This window comes from Paraburkholderia sp. USG1 (assembly GCF_031570135.1).
In the GTDB taxonomy this organism is placed as follows: domain Bacteria; phylum Pseudomonadota; class Gammaproteobacteria; order Burkholderiales; family Burkholderiaceae; genus Paraburkholderia; species Paraburkholderia dioscoreae.
In genome coordinates this window covers 17,499-36,801 of record NZ_JAMWXW010000044.1, presented here as the reverse complement: position 1 = coordinate 36,801, position 19,303 = coordinate 17,499, and the positions used below count along the sequence as shown (strand labels likewise).

Genomic DNA, 19,303 nt, shown 5'->3' with positions numbered 1-19,303 from the left:
TGGAACGCAGAGGCGTGCTTGCAATCGATTAGCTGGCGCGAGAGTCGCCCAGATCTCGGAGTTAGTTTGGATTCCAGATCTAAGCGGAAGTCCGGAAAAACCCTCGGCTTATTCCTTCCAGCAGTAATCCAATCCATTCTCAATCCAGTTCGACAAGATGACACTGCACGTGTCCGTCGCGGTTACGTCCATTCCCGAACTCTATATGTGTCGGGACGGCTTGATTGAACCGGGCACACCCCCGTGTGGATCGGCTCACCTCCCTCCCTTGTGTAGAATCCGCCGCGCGACACCGTCGCTTCGCTTTCGGATGATTCACACTTCCATCAAGCATCTCTCGCGATAGCAGATCGCGCGGTGAAGATGTCGCCCACAGAGCCCAGTCACTTTCCTCACTTTCAGACTGTGAGACCACCACGGAGGTCGTGATCGTGCGTCACCAAAAAATATGCTGCCGCGAAGTCGTTATTAAGTAAGCATCCCAAATGGTCGGGTTAACCCGCGCTGCTTAGTTTCGCCGTTGGGCGGGAGAGTACTCGCCAAAAATGACGCGAAAGAGTGTACAAATTTCATTACTCAGACAATTGAAAAGGGTCGTTTCTACACGTTTTGAGGGTGGGCTGGATATCTTCTGTCACCAATTGACATTGGGGAGAGGATAATTTCAATTTTCGTTCGAGAAAAGGATAGATTGTCTTCTGACAATTGGATGCAGGGAGCTCTCGCTTTTTTCGGCAATTTCTGGCGTGTTTCAAGAGTGCAACGTTTTTTTGCGAATATAATTCGTGCACATGGAAGCTTATGCGGAAAGATCTGCCGACCGCATCGACGCCGGTCCATGAAGGATGTAACGCGAGCGCCTGCGCTTCTCTCCGTTAGATGGGACGCGAAGCGCATGAAATGTGTGTGTGCGTCCTGCACGTGTCTTACATGTGTAGGTCGACGAACCGTATCGATGCGACCCCGTATGATCGGGGCGGCTGGAGTACCGTTGTGTGACCGGTGAAGGTGGGGCGCGCAGTGGTTAGAGTTGGTCTCCAAACAAATCGCAGTCATCAATGACTGTGATTGAGTATACACGCGCGCCATTCCTGTACTTCCGGTAATTTTTTGTTGCAGGGTCAAGATTCAAGTGAATTTTTGTATTGTTCATTAGTAGTGCGATTAAATTCACGGATCATTTCGGGGAATCACTTCCGCGTGGATGCGATTTGAAGAGGCACGCTGAGGATTGCGGTCGCTGAATCAGATGGCGTGCGGACATCAACTCATCCCGTACTGGGGCGAAGCGCTTGACGTGCCATGCGTGCAGCTATTGGCATGCGTCAGCACGCCACGGGTGTCGATCGAGATGATGCGGAGCCACGGCGCTGTCGTGTCAATGCAGGATTAACCGGAATTAAAAGAGGGTTCTCTCAGCATGTATATCGACAAGAACAATCGGTTATTCAAGTGGGTCTTCTCGCCGACCATTATCGAAAAGCCTGATCAAGATCGTCCTTAGTACACCGGCGTTTCCAATGTTTGCCAGCGCGTCCTGGCAAATGCGTGCTTCAGCTCGAGTTCGGCAGCCTGAAGACGTTTAGCGAAACGCCTGCCGCAGACTTGCCGCCTACGCGGCGGCAGGAATGCTCAATCCACGCGGGACAAGAGCAGGTCCTGTATCGAATCACTCGATAGCGAGAGCTATGGAGCGTGGCGTCACGCCTGTTGTCGACGGCGACGCCTGATTCATTCGCCACATGCACACGTTCACGCCCATTAACCATAAGGGCCTGCGGGCCACTCTTTTTCTATTTTTGAGAATTTTAAGATGCTGAAGTCTAATCTACCGGCCAAGACATTGGCCGCCCTTCTCGTTTCTTCCGCTTTCCTCGCCGCATGCGGCGGTGGTGGTGGTTCCGATGGCGCCGACGCCACTGCTACGGCGAATAGAATGCGCAGGCCGACTGCGACGTCGTCGACGCCGGCTGCATCGTCACCGGCGGCTGCTTCATCAGCAACCCCGGCATCCAATGTGATCTCGATCACCCAGTCACCGTACAACGCGGACCCTACGGGCAAAACGGACAGCACGAACGCTATCCAAAACGCGCTAACCGTTGCGGCGCAGAATGGAAGCAGCGTGACCATCCCGGCAGGGACGTTTGTCTATTCGAACGTGATCAATGTCAACGGCATTGCTCTTTCGGGCGTCGGCAAGACCTCAATTCTGAAGGCGACTAACGTCAATGGCGAGGCTATCCATCTGACTGGCACCGGTGGGTCGCTGTCCAACTTTGCGGTTACGACTGCCGCCAATAGCCGTTTGAGCGCGTGGGAAACCGCTATGGTCTGGATCGACGCTGCCAAGAACTTCACTGTTCAGGGCCTTACGGTAACTGGCTCGGCCAGCGCCGGCATTTTCAACTCGGGTGGCCAGGGCGGCACGATCCAGAACAACACCGTGCAGAACACGTTGGCCGACGGCATCACGAATACGAACGGGGCCAACGGTACCGTCATTTCCGGCAATCTGGTGAAAGGCACGGGCGACGATGGGATCTCGATCGTCAGCTATGCGAATGCACCTATCGTTCAGAACATCACGGTCAAGAACAATACGGTCGCCGGACAGGTCGGCGGCCGCGGTCTGACAACGGTGGGCGGTAGCAATATCACGTATACCGGCAACGTCGTGGACAACGCCGATTCCTATGCCTCACTGTACATTGCGGCAGAATCGGAATACAACACCTTTGGCGTGAGCAACGTGACCGCCACCGGCAATACGTTTATCCACGGTGGTCCTTCGCAGGGCACCGTCACGGTCTACAATTCTCAGGGTTCGACGTATAACATCACCGGCGTGAACCTGAGTGGCAACCAGATCGTCAGCCCTCCCTTCGTTGCGTTCCAGTTCGTAGGCAACGGCAGCGGCAGCGGTGCGATCCAGAACAGCACCGTGTATTCGGCGCAAGGCTCATCGGCTCTGCAGAACGTAGGTAATTCGAAAGAGAACATTCCTGTCACTGGCACGACCTTCGCTCCGGTTGCGGCTTATACCGCCTCGATCGCGGCTGGCGGCGCCGGCGCAACGCAGTAAGCTGGTTAGTTGACCAACCCCGCCTCGGCGGGGTTTTTTGTTTGTACTGAGTTCGACGCGAAGTTCGTCCTCGATTTATAGATTGCAATCCGAACTGGCTTTTGGCGAAATGGTCGAGCCGCTGAGGTGCGATGAACACCTCGCTGGTTCCAGGCGATCATTTACCCTGGCAATGTAACGACAGCAATCGTAATCAGGCGTTTCGAGTGCCTGATTTTGCAGTCTCATCGTCTCGGTCGTGGCTGCGGATCAATCGTCGGGAGAAGTTCGCGACGGCTGTCGCCGCCGGAAACGATCCTGGAAGCGAGGTCAATCGCGTTTGGTTGCTTCTCGAGCACTCGCGTTGATGTGGGGTAGGAGCGATTCATCGGCGCCGGTTACCCTGAACTCGCCGCTCATGGATGCGCTGACCGGTTGCGCGATCACGCCGCCGTCAAGTTTGTTGGCGCTCGAAACGATCTGGCCCGATGCGCAGTTTCTGCTCTGCAGTGAAATCGGTGAACCCGTTATCGAAGCGAACGCGCTATTGGCGACGCGCAATCGGCAGACGTTCCCTAGCGCACGAAATCCGCCGTAGTTGGCACGCGACACTTTGTTTTCTTCTACCTGCACTCCCGAAACCGAACCCTTCCCAGTATTGATGTCGATGCCGGCGTGCCCCGCGGCTGGCCAGAACTTGCCGGGGTTCGCTGCATTCTCGATGTCGGAAATGGTGTTGTTGCGGATGACGATATTCGTCGCGTTATAGGTACGGTAGCCATCTTCCTGCGCGACCAGGATGCCGGCGGCTTTTTGCACACCCTGCACCGTGTTATCCGATAGCGTCACGTCGGTTCCGCCGACCACCGACAGGCCTCTGCCCCAATAATTGCCGGACAGCTTGTTCCCGTTGACAAGGATGTTCCTGCTCGAGACGCCATCTTTTTCGTAGCTGACGATTGCTATCATGTCGTCGCCGGTGCCGGTCACTGTATTGCCTGACACCAGCACATTCTGCGATCCGCCGGTGATGTGAATCCCGTCGGCGAGCGTCGAGCTGACGGTATTCCCGGCGAGCACGACACCAGTCGCGCCAGACACAAAGATCCCCGCGCTTGCGCCCCCCTCGATTCGGGTGTCGAGAATCTGGATCCCAGTGCCGTGCACTACGACTTTCGCGGATCCCTCGCTTTCGAGTCTTTTATCGCCCGTCCCACGCAGCGTTAGGCCCGCGATTATCGCATTCGCCCCAGTCACATTGAGTGATTGTTCGTCAGGGTTGGTTGCGACGAGTGTCGCGCCATATCCATACACGACCACGCCCTGCGTCCTGACCACGAGAGAGCGACTCACAACGTAAGTACCCGGCGCGATCACCAACCGCCCGCCGATACGAAGTGTGTCGAGCGCAGCCTGAAGTTTGTTGGCTTGATCTTTGCCGTCGGCGGGAGAATGGACTGTCGCGGGGCGGATCATGATCCCGTCTTCTTTCACCTTCGACGCCGGCGACGTAGCCGCTATCTGCGATTGTGCACATGCGAACGTTGGACAAGACGATGCGATCGCAAGAGCCGACAGCATGAGGGCAATTTTCCTGGTCATGCGAGCCTTCTTTTTCGCAACCTGAACGTGTCGGGCCGAAAGGCAATGAACAGACTGACCACAGCGCCTCCTCGGGCATGTCAGGATGGAGACGTTACCGCGGGAGAGGGCAGGGCAGACGTCTTTCTACAGAAACGGAATACAAAGAACAGTACTGCGAGCGCTACGAAGTTTCTGCCGCTGAACAGAATGGGAATACGCAGAATCTCGCACAACGACACCAGCAACACCGAATGTGCGCAGCACCAGAAGCCGTTGCCGCTACGCCAGCCCGAGTAGCTTCTGTTGAACACCCAGCCAATGAAAGCGGCGACGAACAGGGCAAACCAGCCCCATTCGTAGAAATGCACGAAAATGCCGGACGGGTTGTTGAATTCCGGGTCGGCGTTGTTGCTCAGAAAGGCCACGTAATCCGCGTTGAAGTCGCGCCCTGCCTGAAAGAAGTCTCCGAGCAGAGGAAATCTGAAGAACCAGTCGAGGGTGAACACCGGTTGGCCTAAGCCCCAGCCGAGAATCTTCAAAATGCCGGCGCCATTGTTGAGCGCAGTGGAGTAGTACAGCGCAAGGCGCTCGATCGCGAACTCGAAGATGTTGCTGTATATATTGATGTAGTAGCTCTCCCACGAGCGGTTGTATTCGTTCACGATAAAGAATGCGACCAACGGCACGATGGCGCCATAGGGCCCTAGCGCCAGAATTCTGGAAGGTCGTTGCGCGCGGCGGAACTTCAGATACATAACGGCGAGCGGGATTGCAAGCTCGATGAGAGCGAGTCGCTCGGCGAAAATAAAGCTTCTCAGCAACGCAAGTGTGAGGAGAACAAGCAGGTAAATCTTATAGCGGGTGATGCCTCGCTCCGGCTGCTTGAACACATAGAAGTACAGAGGAACGTAAGCGACGGCTACCTGTGTCAGAGTGCTGATGCCGGCGATTCGGCCTTTCACCTCGATCAGGTCGTAAGCGTTCGCGCCGCCGTTAAAGAACGACAGGATGAGCGCTGGCTGGGAGAGCACGCCGCTCATCATGGTCAGATAACCAACCAGTGCGAGCAGGAAGAGTACATCCAGCACCCGTCGCGGGATCTCGACCGGTGCCTGAGCGGCTACTGGGGCCGCCGTTCGACCAAAGTACGACGCCGCTGTGACGATAACGAGGAACAGCGCGCCCGCGAATGCATAGAAACCGTTGAAGTACAGTTGAGCGATGGCTTTCTGATCGCCCAACAAGTCCATCGAAATCAGCGCGTAGAGCGGCAAGATGAAAAACAGCATCAAGCGCGCGGGATCTTCCCACCAGTAACCATTGAATGCGAGTTGTCGACGCGTCGAGAGGCTGACATACTCGCGCGCGGGGCCTGTCCAGCTAAAGGGATCGACCGGATCGCCAATCTTGTTGCGCATCATGTTTCTCCTGAGACCGGCTATCCAATGCGGCACACCACCACCCCGCAAATCAGTTCAACTGGCATCCGGCTGCAATTTGCCGTTTCGGCCGCCTCGTGCCAGCGGATTGGCAATGTAGCGCACCGCGCGATCGCTCACCGAGGCCAACGGAATCAGACAGAGTGCCGTCAGGCAGAACACAGCCAGCTTCTTGCGTATGCTCCAGAATGGATTGGCAAGTACCGTGTGGAAATAGCTCCCGGATTCACGCACAAACCATCGCCATCTGCGTCCAAGCGGTGCGTGGTACAGCCGGGCGGCAAAGTGTGTCTTCTCGACTGAGAAGTCGAAAAATGCCACGGGAAGTGTTTCGCTGAGCCTTTGTTGCACCACATCGCGCAGCATCGACCAGCGGAATTCACCCTTTCTCGCGGCCGCCAACGGATCTTCGGAGTTGGCAAAAGCGAGCTCTGACGTGGATCCGCTCGCCGGGCTCGCGATGTTGGCAGCAGGCCTGTGAACCCGGTATCCGCCCATGGGCAGATCGAGCATCTGTACGTGGCCCAACAGCGCGATGCCGTAGATCGCATAGAAATCCGCGCCGTAGAGATTTTCGGCCGTGACGGGAATGGGAAATATGCGCTTCAGCGCCTCGACCCGATAAGCGTTACCGGAACCGGGGGGCGACGGATAGAGCCAACCTGCGCGGAGCAGCTTGCCGCAGTCGGCGACCGTCATGGATTGGGGCACAGTAACACCGGTCCTTGCGCCTTCGTGAGTCACCACATCCAGCGGAAACTGCACCTTGACGTAGTCTCCGGATTCGAATGCCGCGGTGACGCGCTTGACCGCGTCCGCATAAAGCAGGTCGTCGGCGTCGAGAAAAATCACGTAAGTGCTGTCGACCTGCGCCAGCGCGCGATTGTAGGCCGCCACCTGGCCGCCATTTTCCTGAAAGATCGCACTAATGCGCGCGCCATATGAGCGGATGATGTCGTGTGAATCGTCGGTCGACCCATCGTCGATCACCAGCACGTGAGGCGCGCCGACCGTCTGATCCAGTGCGGAATCGATCGCACTGCGTAGATACTCACCGTAGTTGTAGTTACAGATTACCACTGTCAAATCTGACATGGTCCCCTCGTGGCACTATGGTCCGTAGTCGCTTCACGCTCAGCGCTTTCGCAACAGGTAGTCAAAAACTGCAGGTCCACCCGACATATTTCCGATGAGCTGCTCTCAAGAGGCGCTGCGGCTGTCACCGGCCTGCCCGCCGTACGCGTAACCCGCATATCCCGGATAACCATATCTGCCCGGCAGCGCCTTGTAGTCATTGAGGATCACGCCGCGAATCGGCACGCCCGCCTGTGCCAGTCTGCGAGCGCTCTCCCGGATATCGGGCAGTGTGGTCACGCCGTGGCGAGCTACCATAAAGACCGCACCCGCTGCATGCCCCAGCACCATTGCATCGGAGACCATCAACAGCGGAGGCCCGTCGATCACCACCATGTCGTATTGCAAGCTGGCCTGTCGAATCAGGTCCGCCAATTCGGGGCGTAACAGCATCTCGCTCGGACCGGACTGCACTTCGCCCGTGGACACGAAGTCGAGTCCCGGCGACACGTTGCGCTGCACGACGGCGTCGAAGCTGGCGCTGCCCGCCACGACTTCTGCCAGCCCCTGACCGCGTTTGATCTTGAAGTATTGTTGCAAGCTGCCCTTGCGCAGATCGGCGTCGATCAGCAGCACGCGTTTGTTCGAGGCGCCGGCCAGCGTTGCCAGATTGGCGGAAACGAACGACTTGCCAATGCCGGCAGTTGGCCCGGTGATCAGCACGACCCGATTGCGCGCCTCGGGGAGCCTGAACTGCAGTATGGTGCAGAAACTGCGTAGGCTTTCGATGGTTGGACTGTTGCTGAAGCCGCCGGTGAGCATCAACGCTTCGGCCGGCTTGGTGGGCGCCTCGCGGCGCGAGAAGCCGGGCAGACGGCCGTGCGGTGGCACCGTTGCGTAGACGGGCAAACCGATCGACGCTTCGATTTCCTGAGGATCTTCCACTAGGGCGCTCACGCGCCGACGGAACAGCACGAGTCCCACCCCCACCAGCAAGCCAGAAAGGACCGAACCGCCAATCATGACGCCGACTCGTGGCTGAATCGGCTCTTCCGCTGGCATGGCATTGTCAATTAGCCGAACGTTGCTCGCCTTGCCCGCACCTACGAGCGCGAGTTGCTGACGCGTGTCGAGCATGATCTTGTACAGATCGCTGTCCACCTGCACATCGCGCTTCAGTTTCAGGACTTGCTGTTCGGTGTCCGGCAACTTCGCAGTGTCCTGCTCCACTGCCTTGAGTTCCGCCTGTGCCTCGACCAACTGGCGGTTGACCGCCTGCACCTCGGGATGTCCGTCGGCGTAGCGCGCCATGAGTTCGTCGCGACGCTGCTTCAGGTCAAACACTTTCACCTGAGCCGCCACCGACTGTTGCAGCAGGGCCGCGCCATACTGACTCGTGTCTATTGTGCCGTTCGCCGTGCGATACGCATTAAAATGGGTCTCGGCTTCATCCAGTTGCGACTTGAGCACCGGGAGTTGCGCGTCGAGAAAGTGGATCGACTTTGCCGCTTGCTCAGCTTTGCGCTGCGCGTTCTGGTCGATGTATGCGCGACCGATTTCATTCAGGATCCGACTGTCCTGCTTGGGATCGGTACCGTCGAGCGTTGCGCCGATGATGTTGGACTGTTTGCCTTTCTCCAGAATCGAGACGGTGTTCTGCAACCACTCGGTGGTGCCGCCTTCCGAGTAACGTTTCAGATTGAAGGTCGCTCCCGGCTCCCCGTCCGCGTGCTTGACCAGGAGTTCGATCAAGCCATAACTCGTCTGCTCGCGCAGCAACTGACCGATACGGCCGTGAAGCTGAATCTTCTCCCCGAACAGGGATCCCTTGCCCACCGCCGTATAGGTGCCCCCGGGCTCCAGCGTCAGAGTGAAGTTTTTTTCGAGCAGCCGCTCGGGGACGTTGAAAGTGTCGATGTCGATGCTTTCCGTGCCACTGACATAGCCGCCAACCAGTGGAGTCGAGAGCGCGTCCGAACGCGCAGCAAGCCACCAGCCAATGATTGGAATATAGCGTGGGCCGGCCTCGATATAGAGCTTGAGGTTTTTGACCGCCTGCGATGTGACAAATCGCGATTTCAATACCTCGATCTCGGATGGCACATCGGTTTTGACGTCGAACATAGCCGACGCGTCGGCTAGTGCGCTCTTTTGCAATTCCGGTGTCTGCTCGACCTGAACGAGGATGTCGGAGCGATACACGGGCTGCTTGAACGTCGCGTACCCAATGCCTGCCAGCAGAAACAGCGCCGTAGAGCCGATGATGACCCAGCGTCCGTTATAGAGGGCGCCTAGCGAATAGTTTGACGGCGCTGGCTGCTGAAGCGCCGGCTCGAAGCTCGATGTCGACCAGTTCACGTGGTTCACTGTCATACACTCCTTAACCCCTGGATTTCTCGGTCAGCGCGCAAGCACCGCGCGGAAAAGCAGATATCGTTGCGTGGTGACTTTTCCGCCAAGTCCGCGTGCACTCGTTACCGTCGCCGGAGGTCTACATCTCAGCAGTGCTCTCCAGCGAGAGCGTTCCTCGAACAGTCAACTCGACCACGTGTGGAACTATCATGTGCGCTGTTTATGGATAATTGTCATTTCACTGGGCGATGTCAGTACGCCCCGCCTCCGTCCAGTACCACTTTGAACGTTCTCAACAGAATGCTGATGTCGAGCAGGGTGGAGCGCTCTTTCACGTAAGCGACGTCCAGTGCGACTCTCGTTGCATAGTCAACATCGTTTCGACCGCTTACCTGCCACAGTCCCGTCACCCCGGGTCGAACCGCCAGATAGTAGTGGGCGTCGGCGCCATACCGTTCCAGTTCCTCGGTGATAATGGGACGAGGACCCACGAGACTCATGTCGCCGCGCAGAACGTTCCAGAGCTGAGGCAGCTCATCGAGGCTCGTTTTGCGCAGAAGCCGGCCGACGGGTGTGATGCGCACGTCGTTCTTGAGCTTGAAATCGCAGTTCCATTCCGCCCGTGCTTCGGCATTGGTGGCAAGGAGTTCTGCAAGAACGACATCGGCTTTAGGCACCATCGAACGGAACTTCAAACAATGAAACGACCGGCCGCCTTTTCCAACCCGTCGATGACCAAAGAAAGCTGGGCCGCCGTCGCTCAGTACGAGGCATCCGATCACGAGGAAAATCGGAATTAGCACGATAAGCAACGCTGAAGCACCGACGATGTCGAAGGCGCGCTTCGTGAAGTCGCCTTTCCTGACCGGCGTGTCCGGATCGTTCGCCGCAGACGAGGAGTGCCCCGCAGACGGGCCAGCCGCTGACTCCGTTGACGTTTCCGCGAGAAACGGTTCTTCGCTGCGGCCAAATTCCATGGTGCCATCCATGTGAGAAGCCGAGAAGCCGGGGCCGCCGAGGTCAGCATGCGAATGGCTTGTGTGACGGCTATCGAAAAGTGAAACTTCGTTCGCCACTGATTCCGACATCTTGCCGACTAAAGCCATCGCTGCCTCCAGGAGGTTCGTTGACGGATACACCAGTGTTTGGGTATTTCAAGCCGTACTCATTGGGTTCAGCCAGAAACAATTTAAGTTGCCTTTCCATACGTATGAGGAATCTATTCCGCGCGCCACGTGCCACATACATGGCAAGTGAGGCCCAATTAGTGCCGTACGGTGTAACGATGCGAGATTCGGCGTCAGCCTGCGTCAAGGTATTAAATTCAGAAAGTCTTGGCTGACTGCGAATACGCTAAAAAGTATGTTGTGGTTAATCAATAACGGTCGTTATTGCCCATACTGAAATGCTGGCTGGCAGATGCTTTAATCTTAAAGTGTTGCGAATCGATCAGAGAAAGAAATCGATAAATCAGCCGACGTACGTTGGCTTTCGTCTATTGCGTTTCATAAGCGCCTATTGGGCCGTTAATTGCCATGACATACCGTATCTACTCAGCCGTTTGCCGAGCTTGTGTAGACGTAGCGTATCCGTACGAATATGGCTATACCGTTCGCTACAGCACATAACGCGAGGTTAGAAAAAGCGCGGCTACGGAGCTCCCTGTGGGTGCGGAAAAAGGGTTCGCCATATCTTTGTGTGGGCGCTGTCTGGACGACCGAACAACGCCGCCGCATTTTTGTTTCGTCATTGAGAAAGCAGGCCGTCAGATTCCCTTTAGGATGATGCATGACCTGTACCTTCATATAAATAATAGGGTGCGGAATCTGCGTCGAGTGGATATCGCTGAAACATGAAGGCCGCATTCTGTGAGACAGGTGTGCGCTTAAACGTCAATTTTCCCGGATTGCGATCAAGCTGCGGCAATATCGCGCCTCACGCTATTGTCGGCCGGTAGCGCCGCGTATGCGGTGGCAAGATGGTAGGGCGTGGTTGACGGCATGTCGGCGCGCAACACATTGCCCGCGGCCGTCTTGCACTCGTACCAGCCCTGCGGATGCAGAAAGCGCAGGCGAAAATGCTCGATTTGCCTATACAACGCGCAGCGCGTCGCCTCATCGTCCATGGCGGCGAGCGCGCGCAGATATTCACTTTGCGCCCAGATCCGCTGCGTGGTGTCCTTTATCTTCCCGGTTTCGTACAGTGATGCGTACACGCCGCCTGTGTGCGGATCTACTCCGTGCCGTTGTGCAAAGCTAAACGCGCGCGAGAGCCCCGCGTCGAGCCCGGATCCGTCAAGCAGCGTACCCGCCTGCTTGGCCAGCCAGAGCCATTCGAATTGGTGGCCTGGCTCCAGGCGATTATCGTCGGCGCCCAACGGCAGCTCCGCGATGCAACCCGTCGGCGCATGCATGAAGGTGCATTCGATAGCGTCGGCCAGTTTGCGCAGTCTGGAATCGAACGTGCTGTCCTGGGTCGCCGCGCGTGCGGCAAGCCACGCCTCTGTGAGATGCATAAGCGGATTTTGCACAGGTGTGCCGGTAACCGTCGAAAAATTTCCGTCGAGTGAGGCGTTGAACAACCTGTCTTGCGCGGAGAAACGCGCTTCGATTAGCGCCGACGTGTCGTGGAGAACGTCAAACGCATCACGATTACCGAACCGTACTGCATATTCGGCGCACGCGAAGACCACGAAGGCGTGCGTATAAAGATCTTTGGTGGTATCTAGCGGCGCACCTACTGCATCGACACTATAGAACCAGCCCCCTCGTTGCTTGTCGAGGAAGAAGTGCAGTAGTGCCTCAAACAGCACATTGGCATGAACCTCGTCCCCAGCCTCGGAGAAAATGAACAACTGGCGTGCGCACGCCATGGCGCGATAGCGCTCGACGGGCATCGGGGCATGGCGCGCATCGGCGCTCACAGCCTCGTAGGGCAGATGCATCGCGGTATTGAATCCAGGTCCGCGCCAGATCGGTAGAACAATTTGAGCGAAGTGATCACGTAGCGCGGCGGTAGAAGCGATCGCGAAGGCGGGCATATCCATGCTGCGAATCTCCTTTGAGGTCGCGAAATGGGCGGGCGGCGTCTCGTATGGCAGCAAGGCTGTGATGAGGGGAATCAGAATGGCGCGTGAAGTCCGGACCAGTGTGTCTGGTTGTAGTCTCTCAGTGGTCCATGAGGCAATCCATGCAGCGAGTGCTCAGCTGTTCGTTTTGAGTGGACCGATTGCAGGCGTAGCGTATTCGCACGAATGGCATTACTCCGTTCGGTACAGCACACAAAGCTCGGTTAGCGCACGCGTCGACCTCCGCGTTCGTGTGTATGACGAAAGCGGCGTGCTGCGCAGACGGCCGACGTCGTTGGTAAGGCAGGAAACCGCCAGCACAACGCGTTGCGGGTTCGTTTCGGGATTTGCAGCCAAGCCCGTATCGAGAACTCCATGAGCTTGAGTGTGCGGGTTGAGTCCGCTATTCGCGTGTAGGCTTTCGCACCGAATTCGCTAGAACGGTATTCTGGCGCGAGAACTCAAAAAGAGGGAACGTGGATCCCAATATGTGATGCGTGGCGGCGCTCGATCACGCTCATTCGCCCTATGAGTGCGAGGAGCGCGCGAATAGCCGGGAGGCCGTGTGTCGCTCAATGACTCGCGCCCAGATACGCCGCCTTGACCGAAGGATCGTTGCGCAACTCCGTTGCCGGCCCATGCGCCGCAATCCTGCCGTTCTCCAGCACATAACCATAATCGGCCACATTGAGCGCGGCCGCGGCGAACTGTTCGACCAGCAACATGGTGACGCCCTGGCTTTTCAGATTCCCGATGATCCGAAAGACCTCTTCGACCAGAATAGGCGCGAGTCCCATCGACGGTTCGTCGAGCAAGACCAGCTCCGGGTTCATCATGATCGCGCGCGCCATTGCCAGCATCTGCTGCTCGCCGCCGGAGAGCGTGCCGGCGAGTTGATGGCGCCGCTCCTTGAGCCGCGGAAACATCTCGATTGCGCGCTCCAGATCGGCCTTCACGTCGCCGCGCGGCCGCGCCGAGATCAGGCGAGGGAAGGCGCCCAGCATCAGGTTATCCGTCACGCTCATCGTCGCGAATACGCGCCTGCCTTCCGGCGAATGCGCGAGTCCGAGCCGCGCGATGCGGTGCGACTCCAGCGCGTCGATGCGCTTTGTGTCCGCGCCGACACCCATCGTGATCTCGCCGGCACTCGGCCGGATCATGCCGGAGATCGCTCGCATGGTCGTCGTTTTGCCTGCGCCGTTCGAGCCGATCAGCGTGACGACGGATGCCTTCGGCACGTCGATCGAAATGCCGTGCAGCACTTTGACCTTGCCGTAGCCCGCATGCAGATTTCTGATCGATAACATGTCTGTTCCTGTAAGGGCGCCCGGCGAACTCACGCCGCCTGGCCGGCAGGCTGGCCGCCGAGATAGGCCTCGATGACTTTTTCGTTGGACTGAATATCGGCGGGCTTGCCCTCGGCGATCTTCTGCCCGAAGTCCAGCACCGAGACCCGGTCGCACACGCTCATCACCACGTCCATGTGATGCTCGATCAGCACGACGGTAATACCGTGATCGCGCACCTTGCGAATGATCGCGACCAGTTCCTTGATATCCGGCGCCGTGAGTCCGGCGGCGGGTTCGTCGAGGAGCAACACTTGCGGATCGAGCGCGAGCGCCCGCGCGATTTCGAGCAATCGCTGCTTGCCGTACGGCAGGTTGCGCGCTTCTTCGGCCGCGACGTTTTCCAGGCCGACAAACCGCAGCATGCCGAACGCGCGCTCGCGGGCGGCGCGTTCCTCGCGCTGGTAGCGCGGCGACATCAGTCCGACATCCGCGAGATTCGCGTTGAACGTGTGATGCAGGCCGACCAGCACATTCTCGAGCGCGGTCATTTCGCCGAACAGTTGCACGTTCTGGAACGTGCGCGCAATACCGGACAGCGCGATCTGCGAAGAGGTCTTTCCCGCGAGCGATGTGCCGCGATAGGCGAGCGTGCCCGCGGTCGGCACATAGATGCCGGTCAGCACGTTCATCATCGTGCTCTTGCCGGAGCCGTTCGGCCCGATCAGTCCGTGAATCGTGCCCCGCTGCACGGTCAGATCGACGTTGTTGAGCGCCTTCAGTCCGCTGAACTGCATGAGGATGCCGCGCAGTTCCAGAATGTCTTCGGTGCCCCCGGTTTGCACCGCCTGAATCGCATCGCCGCCGATCGTGGCCGGTTTCGTGGTGTCGACGGTAATCGTGCGAACCCTGCCATGCATCACGATCTTGCGCACGAAGCCGACCACGCCATCCTGCAGGTAGTACACGACGAGCAGGATCATCAAGCCGAATATGGTGAGCCGCCAGTCGGCGAGCGTATCGATCCGGTAGGAAAACGCGGCAAGGCCCACCGTGCCTATAACGGGAATCGCGACCTTGCGCGGCGTGGAGACCTTGCGGGCTAGCGCGACGCCCGCGCCGATCACCACGACCGCGGCCAGCACCGAGGCCACGGTGCGGAACATGTCGATGTCGTCGAGCAGTTTGGGCAGCAGCACGATGATCGCCGAGCCGAGCAGCGCGCCGGTGCGGGTTTTGCGGCCGCCCATGATGATGGCGAGCAGGAACAGAATGGTCAGTTCGAAGTTATAAGTGTTCGGCGAGATGTACTGCTCCGAATACGAATAGAGGCAGCCGGCCAGCCCGGCAAACCCCGCGCTGATCACGAACGCATAGACCTTGTAGCGATACACCGAGACGCCCATGCAGTCCGACGCGATCGGACTATCGCGCAGCGCCTCGAATGCACGGCCCAGATGCGACTTGAGCACGCGATGCACGACGATCAACGAGGCGACCAGTAGCGCCGCGACAAGCCAGTAGTATTCGACTTCGTTCATCGGCCGGCCGCCGAACGAAGGCTTCGGAATCTTCACGCCCATCGGCCCGTTGGTCAGAAAATCCATCTCGTTGATGAGAATCTGGATGATCGTGCCGAACGCGAGCGTCACCATCGCAAGGTAGGGACCGGACACGCGCAGCGCCGGCAGCGCGAGAATCGCGCCGAAGCCCGCGGTGACCAGAATAGCCAGCGGCGCGGTGACGAAAAACGGCATGCCGAGCTTGAAGAACAGCACGCCGGCCGTATAAGCGCCTACGCCGAACAGGCCGGCATGGCCGAGCGACACTTGCCCTGTATAACCGACCACGATGTCGAGGCCGAAGAGCAGGATCGCGTAGATCATGATCGTCTCGAGCAGGTGGATGTAATACGGGTTCCCCGACAGCACGGGAAACACCGCGAGCGCGATCAGCGCCAGTGCGGACGCAATGAGCTTCTTCGGATTCACGGAGGCCCTCACACTTTCTTGATCGAGGTCTTGCCGAACAGGCCGGCAGGTTTCAATGCGAGCACGATCAGCAGCAGCACGAGCCCGGGTACGTCTTTGTAGCCCGTGGAGAGATAGAAGCCGGTCGTCGTCTCCGCAATGCCGAGAATGACGCCGCCCACCACGATCCCCAAACCGCTCGACAGTCCGCCGATAATCGCCACCGCGAACGCCTTGAGGCCGAGCACGGCGCCCATCGTCGCGCCAGTGAGCGTGAGCGGCGCGATCAGCACGCCGGCAAAGGCCGCAGTCAATGAAGACAGTGCATACGAAAACGTGATGACGAGGCCGGTATTGATGCCCATCAGCGCCGCGGCGTCGCGGTCGTTCGCGGTAGCCACCACGGCTTTGCCGAAAATCGTCTTACGGTTGAAGAACTCGACCGCCAGCATCATGACGAGGGCGCCGCCCACCACCAGCAATTCCATCGGCAGCACATTGGCGCCGAATATTTTCAGCGGCGCTTCCGGCAGCGGGGAAGGGAAGCGCAGATCGTCGCGGCCCCAAAGGTTCTCCGCGACGTTCTTGAAGATAATGCCGAGCGCGATGGTCGACATGATCCAGCCGAATTCGGATTTGATCCTGATCGCGGGCCGTACCCCGATCCGTTCGACGAAGGCGCCTTGCAGCAGACCGAACACGCAGACGAGCGGAATCATCAGCCAGTAATTGACGCCGAGCGTGACGAGCGTGAGGCCGACCAGCGCGCCGAGCATCAGCGCGTCGCCCTGGCCGAAGTTCAGCGTGCCGGAGGTGGCGAACGTGAGTTGATAGCCGAATGCGATCACGGCGTAGATCATGCCGAGCGCAATGCCGCTATAGATGAGCTGTAGAAGAATGGCCATCGTCGGGCGCCCTGGAATTCACCGGATATGAAGCAAAGCCGCGCCCGCCTTCAGGCGGGTGCGGCTCCGTAACATGCTGCTGCGCTTATTTCGCGCTCAATTCGCGGAGCTTGCCTGCTTGGTGCGCAGCTGGCTGCCACCCTTGCGATCCGCTTCGTACGCATAGACCACGCGGCCGCCCTTGACTTCGCCGACCACCGGCACGTTGGGGCTGATCGCTTCGTGGTCGTCGTGCGTGAACGGCTTGTCGTAGACCATCACGACGCCTTCCACTTTCGTATTGAGGTTTTCGAGCGCGGCGCGCACTTTCGGGCCGTCGGTCGAGCCGGCCTGCGTGATCGCGGCGGCCAGCAGATAGATCGAGTCGTAGCCTTGCGCGGCGGAAACCGGGGAGTCGATGCGATTGTTCTTCGGCTTGAACTCCTTCAGATACGCGTCGATGAAGGCTTTACGCTTGGGCGTGTTCGCTTCCTGAATGAACGTCTGCGGCATGCGCGCGCCTTCGCCGTTGGTGCTCGCGTTGTCGATGTAGTTCGCCATCGAGAGAGTCCAACTGCCGATCAGCGGCACTTTCCAGCCGAGCTTGGCCATGCCGTTGGCGATTTGAGCGAGTTCCGGTCCGATTCCGTACGTCAGCACCGCTTCCGCGCCGGCCTCTTTGGCCTTGAGCAGCTGCGCGGTCATGTCGACGTCCTTGATATTGAATTTCTCGACGGCGACAGGCTTCACGCCCTTGGCGGCAAGCGCCTTTTCGAGGTCTTCGCGGCCGAGTTGACCGTAGTTGGTCGAGTCGGCGAGGATCGCGACCTTCTTGAAACCGCGTTTGGTCACGGCTTCTTCGACGATCATGGGCGCCTGGATGTGGTCCGCGGCGGCATTGCGGAACACGTAATTGTCCGGCTGGTCGGTGAACTGCTTCGTCACGATGCTACCGGTCGCGACGTTGTTGAAGACGGGAATCTTCGCTTCCTGGAAGAAGCGCTGTGAGGCGAGTGCGACGCCGGTGTTGATGTAGCCGACCACCGCCACGACTTTTTCCTTGTTGATCAGCTCTTGCGCGATCTGCACGCCGCGTTCGTTTTTCGCTTCGTCGTCGCGTTCCACTAGCACGATCTGACGGCCCAGCACGCCGCCGGCCTTGTTGATTTCGGCGGTGGCGAGGCGTACGCCGTCGCGCATGCTCACGCCCATCGAAGACGAGCCGCCGGTGAAAGGTCCGTCAACGCCGATCTTGATCGGATCCGCCGCATAGCCGACATTGGCGAGCGCACAAAGCGCAAGCGCACCCACAACGCTTTTCAAGCGAATTCCCATGACTGTCTCCGTAGCATGTCTTTTCTTGCACGAAGCCTCGAATCAGGCCCGTACGCGCCGATTCGAACGTTCTTAGGAAGCCTGACCGTCAATCGGTGAGCCAGTATAGAAATCGTAAAGTGTTAGTAATATTCGGAATTACCCGCTTGGTGCAATCCCTCAATCGACGGCGGCGGCGCCCCTGCCCGGCGACGCCTTCGCGCCGCCGTCGACTTTGATTCAACTCACGCGAATCCTTGCGGATTGGTGGACTGCCAGCGCCAGTGATCCGCGCACATCCGTTCGATACCGAACTGCGCGCGCCAGCCGATGATCTTCTCGGCCGCGGCCGGGTCGGCGAAACACGAGGCGACGTCACCGGGGCGGCGTGCCACGATTTCATACGGCACCGGCCGTCCGGCGGCTTTCTCGAAGGCCTTGACCACGTCGATCACGCTGTAGCCCTGGCCCGTGCCGAGGTTCACCACGAAACTGGCGTCGCGCGTGACCAGCGCGTCGAGTGCGGCCAGATGCCCGCGCGCCAGATCGACGACGTGGATATAGTCGCGCACGCCGGTGCCGTCGGGCGTGTCGTAGTCGCCGCCGAACACGCGCAGCTTTTCGAGCTTGCCGACCGCGACCTGCGCGACATACGGCATCAGGTTGTTGGGAATGCCGGCGGGATCTTCGCCGATCAGACCGCTCTCATGCGCGCCGACCGGATTGAAGTAGCGCAGCGTGGCAATGCGCCACGACGGATCGGCCACTTCCAGATCGCGCAGCACCTGCTCGGCGATCAGCTTCGACTGGCCGTACGGATTGGTGGCCGACAGCGGGAACGACTCGTCGATCGGCGAGCTCTTCGGCACGCCATAGACGGTCGCCGACGAACTGAACACGACCTGCTTGACGTTCCGGTCGCGCATCACGCCGAGCAAGCTCAGCAGGCTGCCAACGTTGTTGCTGTAATACTCGATCGGCCTGGCCACCGACTCGCCCACCGCCTTCAGCGCGGCAAAGTGAATCGCGCCCGTGATCGGGTGGGCGTCGAAAATACGGTTGAGCGCCGCTTCGTCGCGCGCGTCGGCTTCGTAGAAAGTCACCGCCTTGCCGGTGATTTTTTCCACGCGCCGCAGCGACTCGCGGTTGCTGTTCACGAGATTGTCGATTACCACGACGTCGTAACCGCCGTTCAGCAGTTCGACACAGGTGTGCGAGCCGATAAAGCCCGCGCCGCCCGTTACCAGAATCGTGCCCTTCGTGGTCATG

Annotated in this window: 12 protein-coding genes; 1 reads left to right on the top strand and 11 read right to left on the bottom strand. The window is 58.8% G+C overall.

Annotated elements, in window-relative coordinates; all coding sequences use genetic code 11:
* Positions 1 to 1,813 precede the first annotated feature (1,813 nt).
* Positions 1,814 to 3,085 (top strand): right-handed parallel beta-helix repeat-containing protein, encoded by a 1,272-nt coding sequence (locus NE850_RS36100; protein ID WP_310700140.1) that lies wholly within the window; start codon positions 1,814 to 1,816, stop codon positions 3,083 to 3,085.
* A gap of 309 nt (positions 3,086 to 3,394) precedes the next feature.
* On the opposite strand, the gene NE850_RS36095 is transcribed toward NE850_RS36100, so the two are convergent.
* The 11 genes from NE850_RS36095 to galE all read right to left on the bottom strand — a co-directional run bounded on the left by NE850_RS36095 (position 3,395) and on the right by galE (position 19,302).
* On the bottom strand, positions 3,395 to 4,666 hold the full coding sequence (locus tag NE850_RS36095; protein ID WP_310700139.1) for a right-handed parallel beta-helix repeat-containing protein: 1,272 nt from the start codon (positions 4,664 to 4,666) through the stop codon (positions 3,395 to 3,397).
* An 80-nt stretch (positions 4,667 to 4,746) separates the two neighbouring features.
* The gene (locus NE850_RS36090) at positions 4,747 to 6,069 is read right to left on the bottom strand and encodes an oligosaccharide repeat unit polymerase (protein WP_310700138.1); all 1,323 of its coding nucleotides are present in this window, start codon (positions 6,067 to 6,069) and stop codon (positions 4,747 to 4,749) included.
* A 54-nt stretch (positions 6,070 to 6,123) separates the two neighbouring features.
* Positions 6,124 to 7,182: a glycosyltransferase family 2 protein gene (locus tag NE850_RS36085; RefSeq protein ID WP_310700137.1), complete on the bottom strand. Its 1,059-nt coding sequence runs from the start codon at positions 7,180 to 7,182 to the stop codon at positions 6,124 to 6,126.
* 105 nt (positions 7,183 to 7,287) lie between these two features.
* Positions 7,288 to 9,534: a polysaccharide biosynthesis tyrosine autokinase gene (locus NE850_RS36080; RefSeq protein WP_310700136.1), complete on the bottom strand. Its 2,247-nt coding sequence runs from the start codon at positions 9,532 to 9,534 to the stop codon at positions 7,288 to 7,290.
* Positions 9,535 to 9,764: 230 nt separating this feature from the next.
* Positions 9,765 to 10,619: a sugar transferase gene (locus NE850_RS36075; protein ID WP_310700135.1), complete on the bottom strand. Its 855-nt coding sequence runs from the start codon at positions 10,617 to 10,619 to the stop codon at positions 9,765 to 9,767.
* A gap of 806 nt (positions 10,620 to 11,425) precedes the next feature.
* Entirely contained in the window at positions 11,426 to 12,559 is a 1,134-nt protein-coding gene (locus NE850_RS36070) for an AGE family epimerase/isomerase (RefSeq protein WP_310700134.1), read from the bottom strand.
* 593 nt (positions 12,560 to 13,152) lie between these two features.
* Positions 13,153 to 13,887, bottom strand: coding sequence for an ABC transporter ATP-binding protein (locus NE850_RS36065; RefSeq protein WP_310700133.1), 735 nt, complete (start codon positions 13,885 to 13,887; stop codon positions 13,153 to 13,155).
* A 29-nt stretch (positions 13,888 to 13,916) separates the two neighbouring features.
* Positions 13,917 to 15,857, bottom strand: a complete 1,941-nt coding sequence (locus NE850_RS36060) for a branched-chain amino acid ABC transporter ATP-binding protein/permease (RefSeq protein WP_310700132.1) — start codon at positions 15,855 to 15,857, stop codon at positions 13,917 to 13,919.
* A gap of 8 nt (positions 15,858 to 15,865) precedes the next feature.
* Positions 15,866 to 16,741 carry a branched-chain amino acid ABC transporter permease gene (locus NE850_RS36055; protein WP_007176005.1) on the bottom strand — a complete coding sequence of 292 codons (876 nt, stop codon included), beginning with the start codon at positions 16,739 to 16,741 and terminating at the stop codon, positions 15,866 to 15,868.
* Between the two features lie 96 nt (positions 16,742 to 16,837).
* A complete protein-coding gene (locus NE850_RS36050) occupies positions 16,838 to 18,055 on the bottom strand; it encodes an ABC transporter substrate-binding protein (protein WP_310700131.1) in 1,218 nt (405 codons plus the stop codon).
* Positions 18,056 to 18,279: 224 nt separating this feature from the next.
* The gene (galE, locus tag NE850_RS36045; protein WP_310700130.1) at positions 18,280 to 19,302 is read right to left on the bottom strand and encodes a UDP-glucose 4-epimerase GalE; all 1,023 of its coding nucleotides are present in this window, start codon (positions 19,300 to 19,302) and stop codon (positions 18,280 to 18,282) included.
* Between the last annotated feature and the right edge of the window lies 1 nt (position 19,303).